Annotated in this window: 22 protein-coding genes and 4 tRNA genes; 12 read left to right on the top strand and 14 right to left on the bottom strand. The window is 73.7% G+C overall.

The window, feature by feature from the left end; all coding sequences use genetic code 11:
- The 6 genes from ACK586_RS11530 to ACK586_RS11505 all read right to left on the bottom strand — a co-directional run bounded on the left by ACK586_RS11530 (position 1) and on the right by ACK586_RS11505 (position 5,308).
- Positions 1 to 573 (bottom strand): HIT family protein, encoded by a 573-nt coding sequence (locus ACK586_RS11530; RefSeq protein ID WP_409330619.1) that lies wholly within the window; start codon positions 571 to 573, stop codon positions 1 to 3.
- The gene (thrS, locus tag ACK586_RS11525; RefSeq protein ID WP_409330618.1) at positions 570 to 2,597 is read right to left on the bottom strand and encodes a threonine--tRNA ligase; all 2,028 of its coding nucleotides are present in this window, start codon (positions 2,595 to 2,597) and stop codon (positions 570 to 572) included. The genes ACK586_RS11530 and thrS overlap by 4 nt, the downstream gene beginning before the upstream one ends.
- A gap of 97 nt (positions 2,598 to 2,694) precedes the next feature.
- Positions 2,695 to 3,675 (bottom strand): CapA family protein, encoded by a 981-nt coding sequence (locus ACK586_RS11520; RefSeq protein ID WP_409330617.1) that lies wholly within the window; start codon positions 3,673 to 3,675, stop codon positions 2,695 to 2,697.
- A 190-nt stretch (positions 3,676 to 3,865) separates the two neighbouring features.
- Positions 3,866 to 4,444 carry an MOSC N-terminal beta barrel domain-containing protein gene (locus ACK586_RS11515; RefSeq protein ID WP_409330616.1) on the bottom strand — a complete coding sequence of 193 codons (579 nt, stop codon included), beginning with the start codon at positions 4,442 to 4,444 and terminating at the stop codon, positions 3,866 to 3,868.
- Between the two features lie 10 nt (positions 4,445 to 4,454).
- The gene (locus tag ACK586_RS11510; protein ID WP_409330615.1) at positions 4,455 to 4,844 is read right to left on the bottom strand and encodes an HNH endonuclease; all 390 of its coding nucleotides are present in this window, start codon (positions 4,842 to 4,844) and stop codon (positions 4,455 to 4,457) included.
- A 44-nt stretch (positions 4,845 to 4,888) separates the two neighbouring features.
- Entirely contained in the window at positions 4,889 to 5,308 is a 420-nt protein-coding gene (locus ACK586_RS11505; protein WP_409330614.1) for an acyl-CoA thioesterase, read from the bottom strand.
- 136 nt (positions 5,309 to 5,444) lie between these two features.
- Here ACK586_RS11505 and ACK586_RS11500 point away from each other — a divergent pair, with 136 nt between their 5' ends.
- Complete coding sequence (locus ACK586_RS11500; RefSeq protein ID WP_409330613.1) at positions 5,445 to 5,996, top strand: dihydrofolate reductase family protein; 552 nt, start codon at positions 5,445 to 5,447, stop codon at positions 5,994 to 5,996.
- A 58-nt stretch (positions 5,997 to 6,054) separates the two neighbouring features.
- Here ACK586_RS11500 and ACK586_RS11495 read toward each other — a convergent pair.
- The 4 genes from ACK586_RS11495 to ACK586_RS11480 all read right to left on the bottom strand — a co-directional run bounded on the left by ACK586_RS11495 (position 6,055) and on the right by ACK586_RS11480 (position 8,250).
- Positions 6,055 to 6,126: transfer RNA gene (locus tag ACK586_RS11495), tRNA-Val, on the bottom strand.
- A 26-nt stretch (positions 6,127 to 6,152) separates the two neighbouring features.
- Positions 6,153 to 6,662 carry a PGPGW domain-containing protein gene (locus ACK586_RS11490; RefSeq protein WP_409330612.1) on the bottom strand — a complete coding sequence of 170 codons (510 nt, stop codon included), beginning with the start codon at positions 6,660 to 6,662 and terminating at the stop codon, positions 6,153 to 6,155.
- 26 nt (positions 6,663 to 6,688) lie between these two features.
- Complete coding sequence (locus ACK586_RS11485) at positions 6,689 to 7,624, bottom strand: anti-sigma factor domain-containing protein (RefSeq protein WP_409330611.1); 936 nt, start codon at positions 7,622 to 7,624, stop codon at positions 6,689 to 6,691.
- A complete protein-coding gene (locus tag ACK586_RS11480) occupies positions 7,621 to 8,250 on the bottom strand; it encodes a sigma-70 family RNA polymerase sigma factor (RefSeq protein ID WP_409330674.1) in 630 nt (209 codons plus the stop codon). Before ACK586_RS11480 ends, ACK586_RS11485 begins: the two co-directional genes overlap by 4 nt.
- Before the next feature lie 128 nt (positions 8,251 to 8,378).
- Between ACK586_RS11480 and ACK586_RS11475 the strand changes: the two genes are divergently transcribed.
- The 4 genes from ACK586_RS11475 (at position 8,379) to ACK586_RS11460 (ending at position 9,195) form a co-directional block, all read left to right on the top strand.
- Positions 8,379 to 8,819, top strand: coding sequence for an SsgA family sporulation/cell division regulator (locus ACK586_RS11475; RefSeq protein WP_409330610.1), 441 nt, complete (start codon positions 8,379 to 8,381; stop codon positions 8,817 to 8,819).
- 67 nt (positions 8,820 to 8,886) lie between these two features.
- A tRNA-Gly gene (locus tag ACK586_RS11470) sits at positions 8,887 to 8,959 on the top strand.
- 43 nt (positions 8,960 to 9,002) lie between these two features.
- Positions 9,003 to 9,073: transfer RNA gene (locus ACK586_RS11465), tRNA-Cys, on the top strand.
- Positions 9,074 to 9,123: 50 nt separating this feature from the next.
- Positions 9,124 to 9,195, top strand: a tRNA-Val gene (locus ACK586_RS11460).
- Positions 9,196 to 9,269: 74 nt separating this feature from the next.
- Here ACK586_RS11460 and coaE read toward each other — a convergent pair.
- Positions 9,270 to 9,872, bottom strand: coding sequence for a dephospho-CoA kinase (gene coaE, locus ACK586_RS11455; RefSeq protein ID WP_409330609.1), 603 nt, complete (start codon positions 9,870 to 9,872; stop codon positions 9,270 to 9,272).
- A gap of 148 nt (positions 9,873 to 10,020) precedes the next feature.
- On the opposite strand from coaE, the gene ACK586_RS11450 reads away from it, so the two are divergent.
- Positions 10,021 to 10,290: a hypothetical protein gene (locus ACK586_RS11450; RefSeq protein WP_409330608.1), complete on the top strand. Its 270-nt coding sequence runs from the start codon at positions 10,021 to 10,023 to the stop codon at positions 10,288 to 10,290.
- Positions 10,291 to 10,458: 168 nt separating this feature from the next.
- On the opposite strand, the gene rpsA is transcribed toward ACK586_RS11450, so the two are convergent.
- A complete protein-coding gene (gene rpsA, locus ACK586_RS11445; RefSeq protein ID WP_409330607.1) occupies positions 10,459 to 11,922 on the bottom strand; it encodes a 30S ribosomal protein S1 in 1,464 nt (487 codons plus the stop codon).
- 233 nt (positions 11,923 to 12,155) lie between these two features.
- Here rpsA and ACK586_RS11440 point away from each other — a divergent pair, with 233 nt between their 5' ends.
- Positions 12,156 to 12,986: a class I SAM-dependent methyltransferase gene (locus ACK586_RS11440; RefSeq protein WP_409330606.1), complete on the top strand. Its 831-nt coding sequence runs from the start codon at positions 12,156 to 12,158 to the stop codon at positions 12,984 to 12,986.
- A 202-nt stretch (positions 12,987 to 13,188) separates the two neighbouring features.
- Here the strand turns inward: ACK586_RS11440 and polA are convergent, their stop codons facing one another.
- Positions 13,189 to 15,927: a DNA polymerase I gene (gene polA, locus ACK586_RS11435; protein ID WP_409330605.1), complete on the bottom strand. Its 2,739-nt coding sequence runs from the start codon at positions 15,925 to 15,927 to the stop codon at positions 13,189 to 13,191.
- 81 nt (positions 15,928 to 16,008) lie between these two features.
- On the opposite strand from polA, the gene ACK586_RS11430 reads away from it, so the two are divergent.
- Positions 16,009 to 16,416: a PaaI family thioesterase gene (locus ACK586_RS11430; protein ID WP_409330604.1), complete on the top strand. Its 408-nt coding sequence runs from the start codon at positions 16,009 to 16,011 to the stop codon at positions 16,414 to 16,416.
- Between the two features lie 6 nt (positions 16,417 to 16,422).
- On the opposite strand, the gene ACK586_RS11425 is transcribed toward ACK586_RS11430, so the two are convergent.
- Positions 16,423 to 17,070 (bottom strand): GNAT family N-acetyltransferase, encoded by a 648-nt coding sequence (locus ACK586_RS11425; protein WP_409330603.1) that lies wholly within the window; start codon positions 17,068 to 17,070, stop codon positions 16,423 to 16,425.
- A 303-nt stretch (positions 17,071 to 17,373) separates the two neighbouring features.
- Here ACK586_RS11425 and ACK586_RS11420 point away from each other — a divergent pair, with 303 nt between their 5' ends.
- From ACK586_RS11420 to ACK586_RS11405, 4 genes are read left to right on the top strand one after another with little or no spacing between them, the layout of a single operon-like run.
- Positions 17,374 to 18,624, top strand: a complete 1,251-nt coding sequence (locus ACK586_RS11420; protein ID WP_409330602.1) for a branched-chain amino acid ABC transporter permease — start codon at positions 17,374 to 17,376, stop codon at positions 18,622 to 18,624.
- A gap of 5 nt (positions 18,625 to 18,629) precedes the next feature.
- Positions 18,630 to 19,646: a branched-chain amino acid ABC transporter permease gene (locus tag ACK586_RS11415; protein ID WP_409330601.1), complete on the top strand. Its 1,017-nt coding sequence runs from the start codon at positions 18,630 to 18,632 to the stop codon at positions 19,644 to 19,646.
- A complete protein-coding gene (locus ACK586_RS11410; RefSeq protein ID WP_409330600.1) occupies positions 19,636 to 20,649 on the top strand; it encodes an ABC transporter ATP-binding protein in 1,014 nt (337 codons plus the stop codon). The genes ACK586_RS11415 and ACK586_RS11410 overlap by 11 nt, the downstream gene beginning before the upstream one ends.
- Positions 20,646 to 21,503 (top strand): ABC transporter ATP-binding protein, encoded by an 858-nt coding sequence (locus ACK586_RS11405; RefSeq protein ID WP_409330599.1) that lies wholly within the window; start codon positions 20,646 to 20,648, stop codon positions 21,501 to 21,503. The genes ACK586_RS11410 and ACK586_RS11405 overlap by 4 nt, the downstream gene beginning before the upstream one ends.
- Positions 21,504 to 21,558: the final 55 nt, after the last annotated feature.

Here is a 21,558-nt window from a genome sequence, read left to right as displayed (position 1 = left end):
TCAGCCCTCCCCGGCGCCGGCCCCGGGCCACGAGGCCGCCAGCAGCGCCCGCGTCTCGCGCAGCACCTGCGGCAGCACCCGGGTCAGCCCGATGACCGGCATGAAGTTGGTGTCCCCGCCCCAGCGCGGCACGGCGTGCTGGTGCAGGTGGTCGGCGATGCCGGCGCCGGCGACCGACCCCTGGTTCATGCCGATGTTGAACCCGTGCGCGCCACTGACCGAGCGCACCACCCGCATCGCCGTCTGCGTGAAGGCGCCGAGCTCGGCGACCTCCGCCGGCGTCAGGTCGGTGTAGTCGGGCACGTGCCGGTAGGGCACGACCATCAGGTGCCCGGCGTTGTACGGGTAGAGGTTGAGGACCGCGAACACCGTGCGCCCGCGGGCGACGACCAGCCCCTCCTCGTCGTCCATCTGCGGGATGAGGCAGAACGGGCAGTCGTGCGTGCCGGTCGGCTTGCCCTCGCCGCGGATGTAGGCCATCCGGTACGGCGTCCACAGGTGCTCGAAGACGGTCGCCGGGCCGCCGTCGTCGCTGGAGACCGCGATGGTGACGCCGTCGTCCTGCTCCGTCATCCGGCCACCTGCAGCGCGTCGGCCGACGGGTCGGCGTTGGCCCGCGAGGCCACCCAGCCGGCGATCGCGTCGACGGCCTGCTGCACGGGGACGCCGTTGTGCTGGCTGCCGTCGCGGAAGCGGAAGGAGACCGCGCCGGCCTCGGCGTCGGTGGCCCCGGCGATGAGCACGAAGGGCACCTTCTGCTTGCTGGCCGTCCGGATCTTCTTCTGCATGCGGTCGTCGGAGTCGTCGACCTCGACCCGGATGCCCCGCGCCTCCAACCGCAGCGCGACGTCGGTCAGGTAGGGCACCTGCTCGTCGGTGACCGGGACGCCGACGACCTGGACCGGCGCGAGCCACGCGGGGAACGCGCCCGCGTAGTGCTCGGTGAGCACGCCGAAGAACCGCTCGATGGAGCCGAACTTCGCCGAGTGGATCATCACCGGCTGCGCCCGGTCGCCGCCGGGGGTCGTGTACTCGAGGCCGAAGCGGGCGGGCTGATTGAAGTCGTACTGGATGGTCGACATCTGCCAGGTCCGGCCGATGGCGTCGCGGGCCTGCACGGAGATCTTCGGCCCGTAGAACGCCGCGCCGCCCGGGTCGGGGACGAGCTCCAGGCCGGTCTCGCGGGCCGCCTCCTCGAGGACGGCGGTGGCCTGCGCCCACTCCTCGTCGGAGCCGATGAACTTCTCCGACTCCCCGCGGGTCGACAGCTCGAGGTGGTAGTCGTCGAGGCCGAAGTCGCGCAGCAGCCCGAGCACGAAGGCCAGCAGGTGCCGGATCTCCCCGGGTGCCTGCTCGGGGGTGACGTAGCTGTGCGAGTCGTCCTGGGTCAGCCCGCGGACCCGGGTGAGGCCGTGCACGACGCCGGACTTCTCGTACCGGTACACCGACCCGAACTCGAAGAAGCGCAGCGGCAGCTCGCGGTAGGACCGCCCGCGCGACCGGAAGATCAGGTTGTGCATCGGGCAGTTCATGGCCTTGAGGTAGTACTCGCTGTTCTCCAGTTCCATCGGCGGGAACATGGTGTTGGCGTAGTACGGCAGGTGCCCGGAGGTCTCGAACAGGCCGCCCTTGCTGATGTGCGGGCTGCCGACGTAGTCGAAGCCCTCCTCGATGTGCCGGCGGCGGACGTAGTCCTCCATCTCCCGCTTGACGACCCCGCCCTTGGGGTGGAAGACGGCCAGACCGGAGCCGATCTCGTCGGGGAAGCTGAACAGGTCGAGCTCGACACCCAGCCGGCGGTGGTCGCGGCGCTCGGCCTCGGCCAGCTGCTCGAGGTAGGCCTTGTGGGCCTCCTTGCTCTCCCACGCGGTGCCGTAGACGCGCTGCAGCTGCGGGTTCTTCTCGCTCCCCCGCCAGTAGGCGGCGGCACTGCGGGTCAGCGAGAACGCGGGGATCGTGCTGGTGCGCGGCAGGTGCGGCCCGCGGCACAGGTCGGTCCAGACCCGGTCGCCGGTGCGGGCGTCGAGGTTGTCGTACATGGTCAGCTGCGCGCCGCCGACCTCGACGTCGGCGCCCTCGGCGACCTCCCCGGCGCCGCCCTTCAGCCCGATGAGCTCGAGCTTGTACGGCTCGGAGGCGAGCTCGGCCTCGGCGTCGGCGTCGCTGATCTCCCGGCGGGCGAAGTGCTGCCCGGCGCGGACGATCTCGGTCATCCGCTTCTCGAGCGCCTGCAGGTCCTCGGGGGTGAAGGGCCGCTCGGGGTCGAAGTCGTAGTAGAAGCCGTTCTCGACCGGCGGGCCGATGCCCAGCCGGGTCCCGGGGAACAGGTCCTGGACGGCCTGGGCCAGCACGTGCGCGGCCGAGTGCCGGATGACCGCGCGCCCGTCGGGGCTGGCGGCCGGTACGGGCTCGACCTCCGCCTCGGCCTCCGGAGTCCAGGCGAGGTCCTTCAGGTCACCGGTCGCCAGGTCGCGGACGACGACGGCGCCGTCGGGTCCCTTGAGCGGGATGCCGGCGTCCTTGAGCGCCTGCTGGGCCGTCGTCCCGGCCGGCACCCGGATCGGGGCGACGGCGGCGGGGGTGGGCGCGGCAGGCACGGTGTCTCCTACGGGTGGTCCGGCGGTGTCCCGGCCGGGCGGCCGGGACACCTGCAGGGTATCCACCGGCGCACCCCCGTTCGGAGCGCGTCGCCGGTCAGCGCGGGACGATCCGCAGACCGTCGGCCACGGCGCCACGGGCGTCGAGCACGGCGGCGATCCGCGCGTACGCCTCCGGGCCGGCCGGGACGACGCGGACGGCGTCCGCTCCGAGCTCGATGGTGACGGGCACGGCCTCGGCGAGGACGACGCCGTACCGCCCGTCGGTCCCGCGCGCGACGGTGAAGCGGGCGATGACGGAGTCCTCGGTGGCGTGACCGCGGGTCGCGTGCTCGGCCAGGGCGTTGCCGAGCCCGTAGGCCGCCCACTCGTCCCCGATGCGGGCCATCGGCTGCACCACGTGGGCGTGGTGCCCGAGCACGAGGTCGACGTCGGGCGAGGCGAGCAGCGCCGCCACCGCCTGTTCCTGCGCCGCGGTCGGCTCGTGGTCGTACTCGGCGCAGCAGTGCAGGCTGGCGACCACGATGTCGGCCCCGGCCGAACGAGCCCGGGCCGCCGCCTCGAGCAGGGGCGCCACGTCGGGCACCTCGACGACGTCCACCGACCACTCGTAGCCGTCGGGCAGCGGCACGCCGTTGAGGGAGAACGTGGCCGCCACGTGCCCGACGGTCACCCCGCCGACCTCGACGAGGGTCGGCGTGGTGGCCTCCGCCTCCGTGCGATGGGTCCCGGTGTGCGCGATCCCGGCACCGTCGAGGGCGTCGAGGGTGCGGACCAGGCCGGCGGTGCCGGCGTCGAGGGAGTGGTTGGACGCCGTGGAGCACAGGTCGTAGCCGGCCGCGGCCAGGGCGTCGACGATCTCCGGCTGCACGGCGAAGCGGGGATACCCGGAGTAGGGCCCGCCGGGTGGAGCGACCGGCGTCTCCAGGTGGCAGACGGCGAGGTCGGCCGCGGACACGATCGGCGCGATCGGCGCGAGCACCGGGGAGAAGTCGTAGCCGCCCCCCGGGAGCTCCGCACCGGAGGTGAGCGCCCGTCCCTGGTGCACCAGCACGTCACCGGTCGCGACGAGGGTCATCTCCTCCGGCGTCGGCGTCGGGGGGACCGGGGCGGTGGGCTCCGTCCGGGCCGGCTCCGACGCCGGCTCCGGTCCGGGCCCCGGCGCCGGTCCGGGCTCCGGCGCCGCGGAGCCGCACCCGGCGAGCAGGAGCACGGCGGCGAACGCTGCGGCGCGGCAGCGCGACCCCGGCGTCGGCACGCCCGCCAGGCTAGCCGCGCGACGGTTCCGGACCGCTCAGCCTCACCGGGTCGCCGACCGCCACGGCGCCGGCGCGCACGACCTCGGCATAGACCCCGAGGCAGTGCTTGGGCAGGCGGGTCAGCCGCAGGACCGCGTCCCCCACGTGCAGGTGCCGGCCGATCCAGGACCGCTCGTCGGCGGCGCCGTCCACCAGGTCCAGGAGCAGGTTGGCCCTCGGGTCGCCGGCCGAGCACCCCTCGGGCACGTCCCCGGCCGCGGCCCGGTCCACCGCCTGCCGGCTGACCAGGTGGACGGCGGCCGCGTCGACCTGCGGGCCGGCCGCGGAGGCGGCCAGCCGCACGGGTCGGCCCAGCACCGCGGTGAGCGTCCCGGTGTCGGCCGCGGCGTCCCCGGTGGCGACGACCTCGCGCATCCGCGGCGTCGTCCGCACGGTCAGCCGCTCACCGGTCGTCGCGTCGACCACCGCGTACGCCCGGTCGCCGCGCAGCCCGGCGGCGTCGACGTCCGCCGCGCGCACCGTGCGGCCGCCGAGGGACTTCACCGGGTACACGGCCACCTGCTCGACCGTGCCGACCACCGTCTCCACGGTCGGCACGCTACGCACCGGCCGCGCGCGGGGCCCGGCGCCGCAGCCGGCGCAGCTGGGCGTCGAGGTAGGGCCGGGCGCGCCGCTGGCCGCCCCGCTCGGCGATCGCCGCGGCCAGCGCGGTGAGCGACCGCTCCAGCCGCGCCGCGTCGGGTGCCCAGCCCCGCCGGCGGCACTCCTCCAGCCACTCCACCGGCGCCACGTGACCGCGGGCCGCGTTGCACCGGCGGCAGGCCGCGACCTCGTTCTCCGGCCAGGAGGGGCCGCCCTTGACCCGGGGCACGACGTGCTCGGTGGTCGGGGGCACCAGCCCGCCGAGGACCCGGCCGCACCAGATGCACGTGGCGCCGTCCCGGTCCAGCGCCGCGGTCAACCGGGCGGCGCGATCGGGCTGGGGCACTCCCCCATGGTCCGCGCGATCGGCGCCCCGCGCAGGGCCGGCGGTCAGCCGGCCGGGGCCGGCGCCGGGACGGCGATCGTCGCCAGCGCGGCGCGCTGGCGGTCGCTGAGCGGGACGGCGGCGGTGCGGGCGGGGTCCACGTGGGCCACGACGACCTGCGCGTCGACGACGGGCCGGCCGCCCTGGCGCACGCGGACGGCCAGCTCCACCGAGGTGCGCCCGATCCGGACGACGTCCACCTCGAAGTCCGCCGGCGCCACGAACACCTCGTGCCGGTAGTCGAAGGCCGCCCGGACCACCGCGATGTCGCGCGGCGCCAGGACCCCGTCGTCCAGGTCCAGCAGCACCTGCTCCCACACCTGGGACACCGCCTCGACCACCAGGTAGTGGGGGGCGTGGGCACCCTCGCGCTCGGACCCGTCCGGGTACGGCCGGGCGGCAACGGGGCGGGTGAGCACGGGCACGTCCGCCCACGCTAGCCGGGCGGTCCCGGACCGCGGCCGGGCCACCACCGATGAGTAGTCGCGCCGTCCGCCGTCCCTGCTCCGACAGACTTCCCCCGGCGGCCGCCGGGCCGCTGCGAGCCACTCAGGAGGAGACATGGGCGCGATCAGGGTGCACGAGTTCACGACGGTCGACGGCGTCGTCGACGCCCCGATGTGGACGATGGACTACGGGTTCCCCGACGACCTGGCCGCGTCGATCGGCTCGCTGACGGCCCCCGCGAAGGGCATCCTGCTGGGCCGCACGACGTTCACGATGTTCGCCCCGGCGTGGTCCACCCGCACCGTCGAGGACGACCCCGGCGCACCGTTCTTCAACGACACCCCCAAGCACGTCGTCTCCTCGACGCTGACCGACGCGGAGTCCGTCTGGCGCAACTCCTCGGTGCTCGGCGGCTACGACGCCGACCGCATCCGGGAGCTCAGGGCCCAGGGCGACCTGTACGTCAGCGGCAGCGCCACGCTGGTCCGTGCCCTGGTCGCCGACGGACTCGTCGACGAGCTGCACCTGTTCGTCTACCCGGTGGCCGTGGGCGAGGGGATCCGCCTGTTCCCGGAGGGGACGGCGAAGACCCCGCTGTCGCTGCTGGGCGCCGACGCGCTGTCCAACGGGGTCGCGCACCTGACCTACGGCCCGGCCGCGCGCTGACCGCGCCCCCCGGAACGCCGAGGGCCCCAGGTCTGCCGACCTGGGACCCTCGTGCGGGTGGGCGATACTGGGTTCGAACCAGTGACCTCTTCGGTGTGAACGAAGCGCGCTACCACTGCGCCAATCGCCCGGTGCGCCGTCGATTGTGCCAGACGCCTACCGCCAGAGCGGAACCCACCCCGGCACCCACGAGGGGACGCCGGTGAGGTGCAGGGTCACCACGAGGACGCCGTACACGAACGCCGCGGTGGCCAGCCCCACGAGGCCGCGGACCCAGATCGGCCGGCGGCCCAGCCAGTCCGTCCAGGCCTTCACGTTGCGCCGGGTGAAGTCCAGCAGGCGCTCGGCCCAGAAGAACTCGCTGGCGAGCACGAAGAGCCCCGCGATGACGGTCAGCCAGCCGGGACCGGGCAGCGGGATGGTCACCAGCCCGACCGCGACGATCAGCCCGCCGACGATGCCGACGCCGACGCGGTAGGCGTGGTCGGTGCTGCGCCGGGCGGCGATCCGGCGGCGCCAGGCGGTCTCGGCGACGCGTTCGCGCAGCGACCGGACGCCGTCCTCGGCGAAGTGCGCCCGCCGCTTCTCGTCGGCCGAGGGCGGCCCGCCACCGGCCGGCTCGCCGCGCCGGGGCCCGGGCAGCGGGGCGCGCCCGGGGGCGGCCACCGTCTCCTGCTCGCTCAGCTCGTCACCTACCCGCTCGCCACCACCACCGTCGGTTCCGACGGCGCCGCACGGCCCGGCTCGAGGCTGATGGCGTAGCCCTCGAAGTCGTCCAGCCCGGTCGTGGTGGAGCGTACGGTCTGCACGTCGGTTCGTGAACGAGTCACGTCGAAGGTACCCAGCGGCGCGGGTGCCCCTCCGCTCATGCCCCACACGACGTAGACCTGCGACTCCCGGTCGTTGAGCGCCAGCCCCTGGGTGACCACCTGCACCTGCGCGTCGCGGGCCACCACGGTGGCCACCTGCCCGTCGTCCCCGGAGAGCGGGGCGATGGTCGCCGTCCCCGGCTCCAGGAGGGACTGCACCACCTCGGCCTGCTCGGTGGCCCGCGCCACGGCGTCGTCCCGAGCGTCGCTGAGGACGACGTTCCAGCTGCCCAACCCGAGGATCGCGGCCACGGCGGCGGCCACGAGCGCGTTGGGGAGCACCCGGCGCCAGGGCGGCGGCGGGTCGGCCGGAGACGGCTCGGCGTCCCGCGGTCGGTAGGCCGGGAAGCCGGTGGCCCGGGCCGCCCCGGCGGCCGGCCCCGGGTCGCCTGCCGGGGCGGACCGCGGCGCGGCGGGGGCTGCGGGAGGCTCCGTGCTCTCGCCGGCGGGCGGCTCGGCGGCCTGCTCGGGGCGTGGCGGCACGGCAGGCGACGGCACCTGCGGCGTCTCCTCCACGGCCGCGCGCAGCCGGTCGCGCAGACCGGGGCCCGGCTCGGCCCGGGGGATGTCCTGGGCGAGGGCGCCCATCACCTCGGTGGTCTCGGCGACCGTCTGCGCGCAGCGGGCGCAGCCGGGCAGGTGGGCCGAGAAGACGATCTCGTCCTCCGGCTCGAGCGCGTGCAGCGCCCAGCCGACCGCGAACTCGTCGAAGGTCCCGTGCCCGCCGGGGTCCGGCCGCGACACCCGCCGCTCGCTCATCGGGTCGTCCCCAGGGCACCGCCGAGCGCCGCGCCCGCGGTCCCGCCGAGCTCGGTCCGCAGCCGTCGCATCCCGGCCAGCATGCGCGTCTTCACCGTGCCCAGCGGCGCGTCGGTGAGGGCCGCCACTTCCCGCTGGGTGTAGCCGCCGTAGTACGCCAGCGTCAGCGCCTCGCGCTGGGCCTCCGGCAGGTTGCCCAGTGCGCTGCGGACGCGGTCGGCGACGACCCGTCCCCAGACGTCGTCCTCGACGTCGGCGGTCGCGGTGGGTTCGGCCAGCGCGACCTCGTCCTCGGCGCGCGCCTGGCGGCGGCGCTGCGACTCCTCCCGCCGGACGGCGTCGACGGCCTTGTGGTGGACCATCGCCAGGAACCACGAGGAGAAGCTCCCGCGCGCGCCGTCGAAGGCGCCGGGGTCGCGCCACACGGCGAGGAAGGCGTCCTGCAGCACGTCCTCGGCCAGCACGTCGTCGGCGAGGACGCGGCGGGCCAGCGCGTAGGCCGGGCGGCGGAAGCGCTCGTAGAGGTCGTCGACCGCCGACCGGTCACCCGCGCGCAGCCGGGCGACGAGGTCGGCGTCCCCGGGATCGTCCCCGAGTCGACGCGCGGGACGGCTCACGGTTCCCATCGTCACACGGGTCCTTCGTTCTCCGGCACCGAGTCGGTTCGCCCTGCGCCCCGACCCCGGCGCGTGATCGCGACACGCCCGGGTGTTCGGCTGCGTGACCCCGGCCGCCCCTCGGTCGTTGCACCGTCATGGCGCGCCGCTCCACCCCCGGACACTCCTCCCGCACGACGCTGCACCTCGTCGGCCCGCACTCCTGGACCGAGGTGCCCGCGACGCTCGGCTACGAGGTGGCCGACCCCTTCGCCGTGCGGATCTCGTTCGGCGACGCGGACGCCGACGACGGCGTCTCCTGGCTGGTGGCCCGCGATCTGCTGCGGACGGGGCTGGACCGACCCGCCGGCGACGGCGACGTCCGGCTCTGGCCGGTGCGCGCCACCGGCGACGTCCTCTTCCTGCACCTGCGGGCACCGTCCGGCGAGGCCCTCTTCGAGGTGTCGCGCGCGGTGGTCGCGACCTTCCTGCGGCGGACCGAGGAACTGGTGCCCGTCGGCGCGGAGGCGTCGGTGCTGCAGGTCGACGACGAGCTCGCGGCGCTGCTGTCCGGCGGCACGGACCCCGGGGGCCACTGACCGCGCAACCGGCACGGGACCCCCCGTGAAACCGGTCCGCCCGGCCGTGTAGTGTTCTCTCTGTAACGCGGACGTGGCTCAGTTGGTAGAGCATCACCTTGCCAAGGTGAGGGTCGCGGGTTCGAATCCCGTCGTCCGCTCGGAACCTCGGGCGCTGGTCGCGAGACCGGCGCCCGTGTGTGCGGTGGAGTGGCCGAGAGGCGAGGCAACGGCCTGCAAAGCCGTCTACACGGGTTCAAATCCCGTCTCCACCTCGTCTCGCTCGCGAGAGCGGTGGAGCGGGCCGGTCGGCAGACCGGACCCCGGGCGATTGGCGCAGTGGTAGCGCGCTTCCCTGACACGGAAGAGGTCACTGGTTCGAACCCAGTATCGCCCACCGGCACGAGGGGCCCCGACCAGCAGGTCGGGGCCCCTCGTCGTCCCGGGGCCCTCGCCCCGGCCCGCGGCGGGTCACCCCAGCCGGGGCGCCACGTGCTCGGTCCAGAACCGGTCCACCTGGGCGGCGAGCTCGCCGGGCGTCCCGCTGTTGTCGAGGACGACGTCGGCGACCGCCCGCCGCTGCTCGTCGGTCGCCTGCACGGAGATGCGCGCCCGCGCGTCGGCCTCGGTCATCCCCCGCTGCACGAGCCGCTCCAGGCGCGTGTGCAGATCGGTCTCGACGACCAGCACGAGGTCGTGGGCACCGGCCCGGCCCTGCCCCGACTCGACGAGCAGCGGGATGTCGTGCACCACGACCCCGTCGGCGGGGACCGCGGACGCCAGCTCGGCGGCCCGCTCGCGCACCAGCGGGTGCACGATCGCGTTCAGCCGCTCTCGGGCGCCCGGATCGGCGAACACGATCGCGCCCAGCGCCGGCCGGTCCAGCGCACCGTCAGGGGCGAGGACTCCCTCGCCGAAGGCGGCCACGACCGCCGCGAGACCGGGCGTGCCGGGCTCGACGACCTCGCGGGCGATGGCGTCGGCGTCCACCACCACCGCTCCGCGCTCGGCGAGCAGCCGCGACACGGTGCTCTTCCCCGACCCGATCCCACCCGTCAACCCGATGCGCAGCACGTACGGACAGTAGCCAGCACGCCGGGAACGATCACGGACAGGTAACACGCGCCCGTCCCGCCCGGCGCGTCGCACCAGTCACACGGGTCACGCTGCATAACGTCCGCCCCGGCGATCACCCCACGCCACCGAGGAAGGCAGAACCGCGATGTCCCGTCCCCTGCAGGCCACCACCCCGTCCTCCCCCGCCGGCTCCCGCGGCCGGCACCGGCTCGACCGGCCCTCCGGCGTGCGGGCGAGCGACCTGCCCGGAGTCCGCGAGCGGCTCGCGCAGCGCGAGGCGGCCGACGTCCGGCCGCGCAACGCCTTCCTCCGCTGGCTGACCACCAGCGCGCCGGCAGGGCGGCACACCTGGGCGTTCCTCGCCGGTTCCGGCGGCCGCCCGCGCACCGCCTTCGCCATCATCCTCAGCCTCTGACGCGGTGGGGGCGGGAGCGCGCACCCGCCCGCCCCCGCCGTCCGCACTCCCCCGCGCCGGCACGCACGACCGGATCGCCGCCGGGCCCCGGACAGCACGGAGGCCCAGGACCGGTCGGTCCTGGGCCTCCGTGGTCGAGCGCGTCAGCTCACCTCAGCACGTAGGAGCTCACTCCCCGCCGGCGAGCTTGGCCCGCAGCGCGGCGAGCGCCTCGTCGCTGGCCAGGGTGCCGCCCGAGGTGTCGGACGGGCCCTCGTCCGCGCCGGAGGAGTAGTTCCCGCCCGCGGCGGCCTCGGCGTCGGCCTCCTTGGCCGCGGCGATCTGCTTGCGGTGCGCCTCGAACCGGGCCTGGGCCTCGGCGTACTGCCGCTCCCAGGTCTCGCGGGCCTCGTCGAAGCCCTCGAGCCACTCGCCCGTCTCCGGGTCGAAGCCCTCCGGGTAGATGTAGTTGCCCTCGGCGTCGTAGGACGCGGCCATGCCGTAGGCGGCCGGGTCGAACTGGTCCTCCTCGCCGACGACGCCCTCGTTGGCCTGCTTGAGCGACAGCGAGATCCGCCGGCGGTCGAGGTCGATGTCGATGACCTTGACCAGGATCTCGTCGCCGACCTGCACGACCTGCTCGGGGATCTCCACGTGGCGCTCGGCCAGCTCGGAGATGTGCACCAGGCCCTCGATGCCCTCGTCGACGCGGACGAAGGCGCCGAAGGGAACCAGCTTGGTGACCTTGCCGGGCACGACCTGGCCGATCTGGTGCGTCCGGGCGAACTGCCGCCACGGGTCCTCCTGCGTCGCCTTCAGCGACAGGGAGACGCGCTCGCGGTCCAGGTCGACGTCGAGGACCTCGACGGTGACCTCCTGGCCCACCTCGACGACCTCGGACGGGTGGTCGATGTGCTTCCAGGACAGCTCGGACACGTGCACCAGGCCGTCGACGCCACCCAGGTCCACGAAGGCACCGAAGTTGACGATCGAGGAGACGACGCCGGTCCGGACCTGGCCCTTGGCGAGCTTGTTGAGGAACTCGCTGCGGACCTCGGACTGGGTCTGCTCCAGCCACTGGCGACGGGAGAGGACGACGTTGTTGCGGTTCTTGTCGAGCTCGATGATCTTGGCCTCGAGCTCGCGGCCCACGTAGGGCTGCAGGTCGCGGACGCGGCGCATCTCGACCAGCGAGGCGGGGAGGAACCCGCGCAGGCCGATGTCGAGGATGAGACCGCCCTTGACGACCTCGATGACGGTGCCGGTGACGACCTCGTCGGCTTCCTTCTTCGCCTCGATCGTGCCCCAGGCGCGCTCGTACTGGGCGCGCTTCTTGGACAGGATCAGGCGGCCTTCCTTGTCCTCCTTCTGGAGGACGAGGGCTTCCACCTCGTCACCGACGCTGACGACCTCGTTCGGGTCGACGTCGTGCTTGATGGACAGCTCGCGCGAGGGGATGACGCCCTCGGTCTTGTAGCCGATGTCCAGCAGCACCTCGTCCCGGTCGACCTTGACGATGACGCCCTCGACGATGTCGCCATCGTTGAAGTACTTGATCGTCTGGTCGATCGCGGCGAGGAAGTCCTCGGCGGTGCCGATGTCGTTCACCGCGACCTGCGGGGTGCTGTTCGGACGGACCTGGGTGGAGGTCATGTGGTCGAGTGCTCCGGACGGGGGATGCGTAGGGACAGGACGTCCCGCGGCCGGGTGACCGCGGGGAGCGGGGAGAGCCGGCGCGCGCTGGAACTCGAGAAGGGCAGGAACCCCCGGTGAGGGACAGCGTTGACAGACCTCTGGCGCATTCCCCATGGTACGGAGCCCCGGGCACCGGGGTCCACCTGGGTCCGCACGGGGAGGGCAGCCCCGGCGTGTCACGCTCCGGGGTGATGAGCTCCCTGCCCCTGGGCCCCGACGGCTACCCCGCCGCCGGCGGTGTCGCGCGCCGCCGCGCCGGTGACGACGAGTCGGTCCGCGCCAACCGCCGCTGGTGGGACGCGGCCGCCCCGGCCTACCTCGCCGAGCACGGCGCCGACCTCGGAGACGTCGACTTCCTGTGGTGCCCCGAGGGGCTGCGCGAGGCCGACGCCCGGCTGCTCGGGGACGTCGCCGGACGCCGGGTGCTCGAGGTGGGCTGCGGATCCGCGCCCTGCGCCCGCTGGCTCCGGCGGGCCGGCGCCGACGTCGTCGCGCTGGACCTGTCCGCCGGGATGCTGGCTCGGGCGGCCGGGCTGAACCGGGAGACGGGGGTGGACGTCCCGCTGCTGCAGGCCGACGTCGGGGCGCTGCCGCTGGCCGGTGCGTCGGTCGACGTCGTCTGCTCGGCCTTCGGCGGTCTCCCGTTCGTGGCCGACGTCGAGGGCGCCCTGCGCGAGGTGGCCCGGGTGCTGCGCCCCGGTGGCCGGGTCGTCGCGTCGGTGAACCACCCGATGCGCTGGCCGCTGCCCGACTCCCCCGATCCGGCCGACCTGACCGTGACGTCGTCCTACTTCGACCGGACCCCGTACGTGGAGACCGACGACGACGGCCGCGCCACCTACGTCGAGCACCACCGCACGGTCGGTGACTGGGTGCGGGCGGTGGTCGGTGCGGGACTGGTGCTCGAGGACCTCGTGGAGCCGGAGTGGACCCCCGGCCGGACGCAGGAGTGGGGGCAGTGGTCCCCCGCCCGCGGCGCGCTCGTGCCGGGCACGCTGATCCTGGTCGCGCACCGACCCTGACCCTCCACCTCACGTCGAGGGTGAGGGAGTCCCGTGGCTCCGGCCGGTCCGCGATCGGGGCCGGTCCGGTCGGGAACGGCAGCACGCCGGAGTGGACCGGTCGCGGGGGCCCGCAGGGTCCCCCGGTCCGGACATGGGCAACGGCTCCACGCAACGGGGGACGGCACCTGGCGGCGGTGTCGGCCGGAGGCCGACGGATCACTCAGTGCGCCGCCGCGTCCCAGCTCGAGCCGAAGCCGACCGAGACCTCCAGCGGAACCGACAGCTCGGCGGCACCCGCCATCTCGCGGCGGACCAGGGCCTCCAGCGCCGCGCGCTCCCCCGGTGCCACCTCCAGCACCAGTTCGTCGTGGACCTGCAGCAGCATCCGCGACCGCAGCCCCTCCGCGGCGATGGCCTCCTCCACGCGGAGCATCGCGACCTTGATGACGTCGGCGGCCGATCCCTGGATGGGCGCGTTCAGCGCCATCCGCTCGGCCATCTCGCGCCGCTGCCGGTTGTCGCTGGTGAGGTCGGGCAGGTACCGGCGGCGGCCCAGCGTGGTGACCGTGTAGCCGGTCTGCCGGGCCTCGTCGACGACGGAGTCGAGGTAGTCGCGGATGCCGCCGAAGCGCTCGAAGTAGGCGTGCATCTGGCCGCGCGCCTCCTCGGGGGTGATCCGCAGCTGCTGGGCCAGCCCGTAGGCCGACAACCCGTAGGCCAGGCCGTAGCTCATCGCCTTGATCCGCCGGCGCATCTCCGGGTCGACCTGCTCGATCGGGATGTCGAAGGCCTTCGACGCCACGAAGGAGTGCAGGTCCTCCCCCGAGGTGAAGGCCTCGATGAGCCCCGCGTCGCCGGACAGGTGCGCCATGATTCGCATCTCGATCTGGCTGTAGTCGGCGGTCATCAGCGACTCGAAGCCGCTCCCGACCACGAACGCCTGCCGGATGCGGCGGCCCTCGGCCGTGCGGATCGGGATGTTCTGCAGGTTCGGGTCGGTCGAGGACAGCCGGCCGGTGGCGGCGATCGTCTGCTGGAACGTCGTGTGGATGCGGCCGCCGTCGTCGACCATCGGGATGAGCCCGTCGATCACCGTGCGCAGCCGCGTCACGTCCCGGTGGCGCAGTAGGTGCTCGAGGAAGGGGTGCCCCGTCTGCGCGAGCAGGGAGGTGAGCGCCTCGGCGTCGGTCGTGTAGCCGGACTTGATCTTCTTCGTCTTGGGCAGCGCGAGTTCGTCGAACAGCACGGTCTGCAGCTGCTTGGGCGACCCGAGGTTCACCTCGTGGCCGATGACCGCGTAGCACTCGGCAGCCGCGGCCGCGACGCCGTCGGCGAACTCTCGCTGCAACTCGTGCAGGAAGTCCAGGTCGGCGGCGATGCCGCGGTACTCCATCGCGGCGAGGACCCGGGTCAGGGGTAGCTCGATCCCACCGAGCAGCGAGTCGCCACCGCGCTGGCCGAGCACGGACTCCAGCGCGTCGGACAGGTCGTTGACCGCCACCGACTTGAGGACGTCGGCGTGCGCCGCCTCGGCCGCGAGATCGGCCTCGCTGGGCCCCATCCCCTCCAGCGTCAGCTGGCCCTCCTGGGCGGCGGCGTCCCTCAGCTCGCGGCGCAGGTAGCGCACCGCGAGGTCGGCCAGGTCGAACGACCGCTGCCCCGGGGTGGCCAGGTACGCCGCCAGTGCGGTGTCGCTGACCAGCCCGCGCAGCTCCCAGCCGCGCGCCCAGACCGCCAGCAGCGGGCCCTTGACGTCGTGGGCGACCTTCGGGCGGTCTGCGTCGGCCAGCCAGGCGGCCAGCGCCTGCTCGTCGCCGGCGTCGAGGTCCGCGCCGAGGTCGACGAAGGTCGCGTGGTCGTCGCCGGCGGCCAGCGCCAGCCCCGTCAGCTCACCGGTGCCCCGGCCCCACGTGCCACGGAAGACCAGCCCGGTGCGCCCGCGCGCGTGCGCGTCCAGCCACGCCCCGAGCCCGCCCGGCGCGAGGTCGTCGGCGGTCACCTCGAAGCCGCCCTCGACCTCCGGCTCCGCGCTCGACAGGGTCGCGAACAGGCGGTCCCGCAGCACCCGGAACTGCAGGTTGTCGAACAGCGTGTGCACCTCGTTGCGGTCCCACGGCCGGACCGCGAGGTCGACCGGGCCGAGCTCCAGGGGCACCGCGCGGTCGAGCTCGGTGAGCCGCCGGTTCTGCAGCACCGACGACAGGTGCTCGCGCAGCTTCTCGCCCACCTTGCCCTTCACCGTGTCGACCCGGTCGACCAGCTGGTCCAGCGAGCCGTACTCCCGGACCCACTTGGCCGCGGTCTTCTCCCCCACGCTCGGGATGCTGGGCAGGTTGTCGCTCGGGTCGCCGCGCAGCGCCGCGAAATCCGGGTACTGGGCCGGGGTCAGGCCGTACTTGGCCTCGACCTCCTCGGGCGTGAACCGGGTCAGGTCGGACACGCCCTTGCGCGGGTAGAGGACGGTGACGTGCTCGTTCACCAGCTGCAGCGCGTCGCGGTCACCGGTGCAGATCAGCACGTCCATGCCGGCGTCGACGGCCTGCACGGTGAGCGTGGCGATGACGTCGTCGGCCTCGAAGCCCTCGGCGGTGATCACCGGCACGTGGAGCGCGGCGAGCACCTCCTGGATCAGGCTCACCTGCCCGCGGAAGTCGGTCGGGCTCTCCGACCGGTTCGCCTTGTACTCCGCGTAGATCTCGCTGCGGAAGGTCGTGCGGCCGACGTCGAACGCGACGGCGAGGTGCGTGGGCGCCTCGTCGCGCAGCACGTTGATCAGCATCGACGTGAAGCCGTAGACGGCGTTGGTCGGCTGGCCGGTGGTCGTGGAGAAGTTCTCGACCGGCAGGGCGAAGAAGGCCCGGTAGGCCAGCGAGTGCCCGTCGAGCAGCAGCAGACGCGGGCGCGGCCCGCTCGACGTCGAGGGGGCGGCGGGCGCGGAGGTGGTGACCGGTGCGGACATCGCCCGCGATCCTAGGTGCGCCCACCGACAGCCCCGGGCCCGCGAGCGGTGCGCCGCGGTCCCGTGGCTAGCGTGCCGTGAGTGACGACCACCGCACCGCCGGACTGGATGGGGACGCTGCCGGGCAGCCCGCTCGACGAGAAGCTCGGCATCCGGATCACCGACTTCTCCCCCGAACGCGTCGCGGCGACGATGCCGGTGGCGGGCAACGAGCAGCCCTACGGCCTGCTGCACGGCGGCGCCACCTGCGCGCTGGTCGAGACCGTCGGCTCGGTCGCCGCCGCCGTCAACGCCGGCCCGGGCCGGCGCGTCGTCGGCGTCGAGCTCAACGCCAGCTACCTGCGCGCGGCCACCTCGGGCAGCGTCACCGCCGTCGCCACCCCGGTGAAGCGGGGTCGCACCCTCTCGACATTCCTCGTCGAGGTCACCGACGACGCCGGCCGGGTCACCGCGACCGCGCGGCTGACCTGCCTGGCCGCCGGCGCCTGAGACCGGTCAGGCGCCGCGGACCCGTGCTCCACCGGGCACCGGTGCGGCCCGCAGCGGCAGGCGCCGGCGCGCGGGTGCCCGCCGAGCCACGAATCCGAGCAGGTCCCCCCGCTGCCGGGCGCCCAGCGCCCGGACCAGGGTGCCGCGGGACACGATCCGCCGCGTGTGCAGCGGGGCGAACCCCAGCCGCGCGAAGAACCGCTGCCGCTCCGCACCCTGCCCGGCCGCGGCGACCACGTGCGCTGCGCCGCAGCGCTCGGCGTGCGCGGCGGCCGCACCCAGCAGGGCCGCCCCGACACCGCGGCGTCGGTGGTCGGCGTGCACCACGAGGCCGTCCACCGTCACCTGGGGCCGGCCCAGCACGACCGACAGCGGGTCCAGGCCGAGGACGACCAGGCCCGCGACCTGCTCCCCGGCGGGTCCGCCCCCGGTCGGGGCCGGCCCGGGGAGGACGGCGAGGACGACGCTGAACCCGGGATCGGCCAGCAACCGGCGCAGACCCGCCGCCGCGGACGCGCCCGGCGGCCGCCCCGAGAGGACCTCCTCCGCGTGCGACTCCGCCCGGTGCCGCTGGACCAGGTCGAGCACGGCGGGCAGGTCGTCGGGACGCGCGGGGCGCGTCGGGACGCGCGACAGAGAACCGGAACCGGGCACCGGATGCCTCCCCTGGACGGTGGGCGCAGAGTGGCACCGGCGACCGCGGGGAGCACCTCGGCACGCCGTCGGCGTGACTGCCGTGGCAGGAGTGCTGGTCGCGGAACGGTCACAGGTGACCGGGGACGGAACTGTTGTGCACCATGTGTGGGTTACCTTCCGTGCTCCACTCACACGCAGGGAGCACGCGTGACGCACGCGCCAGATCGCGTCCGCCGGGAAGACCCCCGTCGGACGCCGTCCCCTACCGCGGGGCAGGCCGGCACGACCGGCCACCGACCGTCGCACCGGCGGCACGTCCTCTTGCGGCTGCTGCTGGTCACCTTCTTCGGGCTGGCGATCACGGCGCTGACGCCGGGTATCGCCTCCGCCGAGGGTGAGCAGGTCCGCGGCACGCTGACCACCGGCGCGACCGGCCCGATCGCGGGGGTCGAGGTCACCGTCGAGACCGCCGGCGGGGACGAGGTCGACACGGTCGAGACCGACGACCGGGGCCGCTTCGCCGTGGACCTGCCCGGTCCCGGCGACTACGTCGTCTCGCTCGACGCCGACGCCCTGCCCGAGGGGGTGTCCCTCGGATCGGCCGGGGACTCCGTGCAGGTCTCGGTCGAGGAGGGCCGCCGGCTGCCGGTCAACTTCGCGCTCTCCGACGGCGAGCGCGGGGGCGGCAGCGGGCGCATCCTCGCCGTCCAGCTCTTCGTCGACGGACTGCGCTTCGGGCTGCTCATCGCCATCAGCGCGGTCGGCCTGTCGCTGATCTTCGGGACGACGGGCCTGACGAACTTCGCGCACGGCGAGCTGGTCACCATCGGCGCGATCGTCGCCTTCTACCTCAACGTCGACGGCGGCATCCCGCTCATCGCCTCGGCAGTCATCGCCGTGATCATCGGCGGCCTGGTGGGCGCCCTCAACGAGCTCGGGCTCTGGCGGCCCCTGCGCCGGCGCGGAACCGGGCTGATCGCGGCGCTGGTCGTCTCGATCGGCCTGTCGCTGGCGGCGCGCTACCTCATCCAGACCGTCTACGGCGGGCGCTCCAACCCCTACATCGACTACCAGTCGCAGCGAGCCCGCGACTACGGCGCCTTCGCGCTCACCGACCGCGACCTGTTCTCGATCATCATCTCGCTGATCGTGCTCGTGGGCGTCGCGGTGATGCTGCAGCGCAGCCGGATCGGCAAGGCCATGCGCGCGGTCGCCGACAACCGGGACCTGGCGGCCTCGTCGGGCATCGACGTCAACCGGGTCATCCTGGTCGTCTGGGTCATGGGCGGTGCGCTGGCCGCCCTCGGCGGCGTGCTGCTCGGCCTGTCCGACCAGGTCCAGTGGGACATGGGCTTCCGGCTCCTGCTGCTCATGTTCGCCGGCGTCACGCTCGGCGGTCTGGGAACGGCCTACGGCGCCCTCGTCGGCAGCATCATCGTCGGCGTCTTCGTGCAGATGTCCACGCTCGTCATCCGCGACGACATGAAGTACGTCGGAGGGCTGCTGCTCTTGATCCTCATCCTCGTCGTCCGGCCCCAGGGCATCCTGGGCAGCCGCGCCCGGATCGGCTGACCGCCATGGGTGAGTTCCTCGACGCCCTGGTCCTGGGCATCCGTGCGATGTTCGCCTACCAGGCCGTGTTCTTCGCGCTCCTGGCCATCGGGCTGAACCTGCACTTCGGGTACACGGGCCTGCTCAACTTCGGGCAGATCGCCTTCGCGATGGTCGGTGGCTACGGCATCGCCATCTCCGTCGCCCAGTGGGGGCTGCCGTTCTGGGTCGGCGTGGTCGTCGGCCTCGGCGCCGCGGTCATCCTGGCGCTGCTGCTGGGCCTGCCCACGCTGCGCCTGCGCGCCGACTACCTGGCGATCGTCACCATCGCGTCGGCAGAGGCGTTGCGACTGCTGTTCCGGTCGGTGGGTTCCTCGGAGATCACCGGCAGCACCTCGGGCCTGTTCAACTTCAACAGCAGCTTCTTCGCCCTCTGCCCGTGGTCGGTCAGCGGCCGCTTCGACATCCTCGGCACCCGCTGGCGCGGCAGCGAGCTGTGGGTGATCACCATCGGCTGGTCCATCGTGCTGCTCGCCTGCCTGCTGGTCTGGGCGCTGATGCGCAGCCCGTGGGGCCGCGTGCTGCGCGCCGTCCGCGAGGACGAGGACGCCGCGCGGGCGCTGGGCAAGAACGTCTACGCGTTCAAGATGCAGTCGCTGGTCCTCGGCGGCCTCTTCGGGGCGCTCGGCGGCATGATCTACGCCGTCGGCACCGGGTCGCAGAACCCCGACCAGTACCAGAACGCCAACACGTTCCTGGCCTACGGCGCGCTGATCCTCGGCGGCGCGGCCACCGTCATCGGACCGGTCATCGGCGCGATGCTGCTGTGGTTCATCATCGCGTTCTCCGACAGCGCGCTGGCCGCCCTGGTGTCGGAGGGCAGCTCGTTCTTCGGCCTGTTCCAGTGGAACGACCTGCTGTCGACCACCGACATCGCCTACATCCGGTTCATCATCATCGGAGTGGGCCTGATGCTCCTCATGATCTTCCGGCCCCAGGGCATCCTGGGTGACCGACGAGAGGTGATGCTCGATGCCCGCTGACCAGCCGCACGGAGCCACCGCGGCGTCGCAGTCGTCCGCGACCGGCGCCGCTCCGGCCCGGCTCGCCCAGGCCGCCCTGCGGGACGTGCCCTGGGAGGTCGGCGTCGCCAAGCCGGACGCGGCGGTCGTCGTCGACGGCGTGACCCGCACGTTCGGCGGCCTCACCGCCGTGTCGGTGGACCACCTCGAGATCCAGCGGGGCGGGATCACCGGGCTGATCGGGCCCAACGGTGCCGGGAAGACGACGCTGTTCAACCTGCTCACCGGCTTCGACCAGCCCAACTCCGGCACGTGGTCGTTCGACGGCCGCCCGCTGGGCAAGCTGTCGCCGCACCAGGTGGCCCGGCTCGGCGTCGTCCGGACCTTCCAGCTGACCAAGGCCCTGTCGCGGCTCTCGGTCCTGCAGAACATGCTGCTCGGCGCGCAGGACCAGCGCGGGGAGAACTTCTTCCGCTCCCTGGTCCCCGGCGCCTGGCGGGCGCAGGAGCGGGCGAACACCGAGAAGGCCCTCGACCTGCTCGCCCGCTTCAAGCTCGACGCCAAGAAGGACGACTTCGCCGGCACCCTGTCCGGCGGTCAGCGCAAGCTGCTCGAGATGGCCCGCGCGCTGATGAGCGACCCGAAGGTCGTCATGCTCGACGAGCCGATGGCCGGGGTGAACCCCGCCCTGACCCAGAGCCTGCTCGGCCACGTGAAGGACCTGCGCGAGCAGGGCATGACCGTGATCTTCGTCGAGCACGACATGGACGTCGTCCGCGACATCAGCGACTGGGTGGTGGTCATGGCCGCCGGCCGGGTCATCGCCGAGGGCCCGCCCGAGTCGATCAGCCAGAACCAGGCCGTCGTCGACGCCTACCTGGGCGCCCACCACGACGCGCCGCTGACCGTCGAGGAGGAGGACCGGGTGCTCGCCGAGGCCCAGGCGGCCATCGCCACCGAGGAGGGCATCGACGGTGAGGTCCTGAGCTCGGAGCAGACCGACCGCGAGGGGACCCAGCGATGAGCGAGCCGCTGTTCGACGTCGACGAGTCCGGCGAGGACGTCACCCGGGCCGACGAGGCCGCCGTCGGTACCGCCGAGCTCTCCCCCGCGGAGAAGGCCGCGACGCGGGAGGAGCACCTGCGGCTGGCCGAGGGCGCCCTCGTGCGCGCCGACGACCTCGTCGCCGGCTACGTGCCGGGGGTCAACATCCTGCGCGGCGCCGACTTCTACCTGCAGGACGGCGAGCTCGTCGGCATCATCGGCCCCAACGGCGCCGGGAAGTCCACCCTGCTCAAGACCCTCTTCGGCCTGATCCCGGTGCGCTCGGGGTCGGTGACGCTGCGCGGCGAGGACATCACGTCCGCGCCGGCCCACCGGCTGGTGTCGCTCGGGGTCGGCTACGTGCCGCAGAACAACAACGTGTTCCCCTCGCTCACCATCGAGGAGAACATGCAGATGGGCGTCTACCTGCGGCCGAAGACATTCGCGGAGCGCTTCGACTACGTCGTCGACCTGTTCCCCCTGCTCGGCGAGCGGCGCAAGGGCAAGGCCGGGGCGCTGTCGGGCGGCGAGCGGCAGATGGTGGCCATGGGCCGGGCGCTGATGATGTCGCCGTCGGTGCTGCTGCTCGACGAGCCGTCGGCGGGTCTGTCGCCGGCGTACCAGGACGAGGTCTTCATCCGCTGCCGGCGGATCAACGCGACGGGGGTCTCGATCATCATGGTCGAGCAGAACGCCCGGCGCTGCCTGCAGATCTGCGACCGGGGCTACGTGCTCGACCAGGGCCGCAACGCCTACACCGACACCGGCAGGTCGCTGATGAACGACCCCAAGGTCATCGAGCTCTACCTGGGGACGCTGGCCAAGGCCCACTGACCTCCCTGCTCCCCCGGCGGGGGGGGGGGGGGGGGGGGGGGGGGGGGGGGGGGGG

This window comes from Trujillonella humicola (assembly GCF_046233715.1).
Taxonomy (GTDB): Bacteria; Actinomycetota; Actinomycetes; order Mycobacteriales; family Geodermatophilaceae; genus Trujillonella; species Trujillonella humicola.
Note: the sequence above shows the minus strand (reverse complement) of the source record. Positions and strands in the feature narration are given on the sequence as shown.

Coding starts and splice junctions, on each gene's coding strand:
- ACK586_RS11530 (WP_409330619.1), bottom strand. CDS start 573: ATGACGGAGCAGGACGACGGCGTCACCATCGCGGTCTCCAGCGACGAC.
- ACK586_RS11520 (WP_409330617.1), bottom strand. CDS start 3,675: ATGACCCTCGTCGCGACCGGTGACGTGCTGGTGCACCAGGGACGGGCG.
- ACK586_RS11500 (WP_409330613.1), top strand. CDS start 5,445: ATGGGCGCGATCAGGGTGCACGAGTTCACGACGGTCGACGGCGTCGTC.
- ACK586_RS11485 (WP_409330611.1), bottom strand. CDS start 7,624: ATGAGCGAGCGGCGGGTGTCGCGGCCGGACCCCGGCGGGCACGGGACC.
- ACK586_RS11480 (WP_409330674.1), bottom strand. CDS start 8,250: ATGGGAACCGTGAGCCGTCCCGCGCGTCGACTCGGGGACGATCCCGGG.
- ACK586_RS11475 (WP_409330610.1), top strand. CDS start 8,379: ATGGCGCGCCGCTCCACCCCCGGACACTCCTCCCGCACGACGCTGCAC.
- ACK586_RS11450 (WP_409330608.1), top strand. CDS start 10,021: ATGTCCCGTCCCCTGCAGGCCACCACCCCGTCCTCCCCCGCCGGCTCC.
- rpsA (WP_409330607.1), bottom strand. CDS start 11,922: ATGACCTCCACCCAGGTCCGTCCGAACAGCACCCCGCAGGTCGCGGTG.
- ACK586_RS11440 (WP_409330606.1), top strand. CDS start 12,156: ATGAGCTCCCTGCCCCTGGGCCCCGACGGCTACCCCGCCGCCGGCGGT.
- polA (WP_409330605.1), bottom strand. CDS start 15,927: ATGTCCGCACCGGTCACCACCTCCGCGCCCGCCGCCCCCTCGACGTCG.
- ACK586_RS11415 (WP_409330601.1), top strand. CDS start 18,630: ATGGGTGAGTTCCTCGACGCCCTGGTCCTGGGCATCCGTGCGATGTTC.
- ACK586_RS11410 (WP_409330600.1), top strand. CDS start 19,636: ATGCCCGCTGACCAGCCGCACGGAGCCACCGCGGCGTCGCAGTCGTCC.
- ACK586_RS11405 (WP_409330599.1), top strand. CDS start 20,646: ATGAGCGAGCCGCTGTTCGACGTCGACGAGTCCGGCGAGGACGTCACC.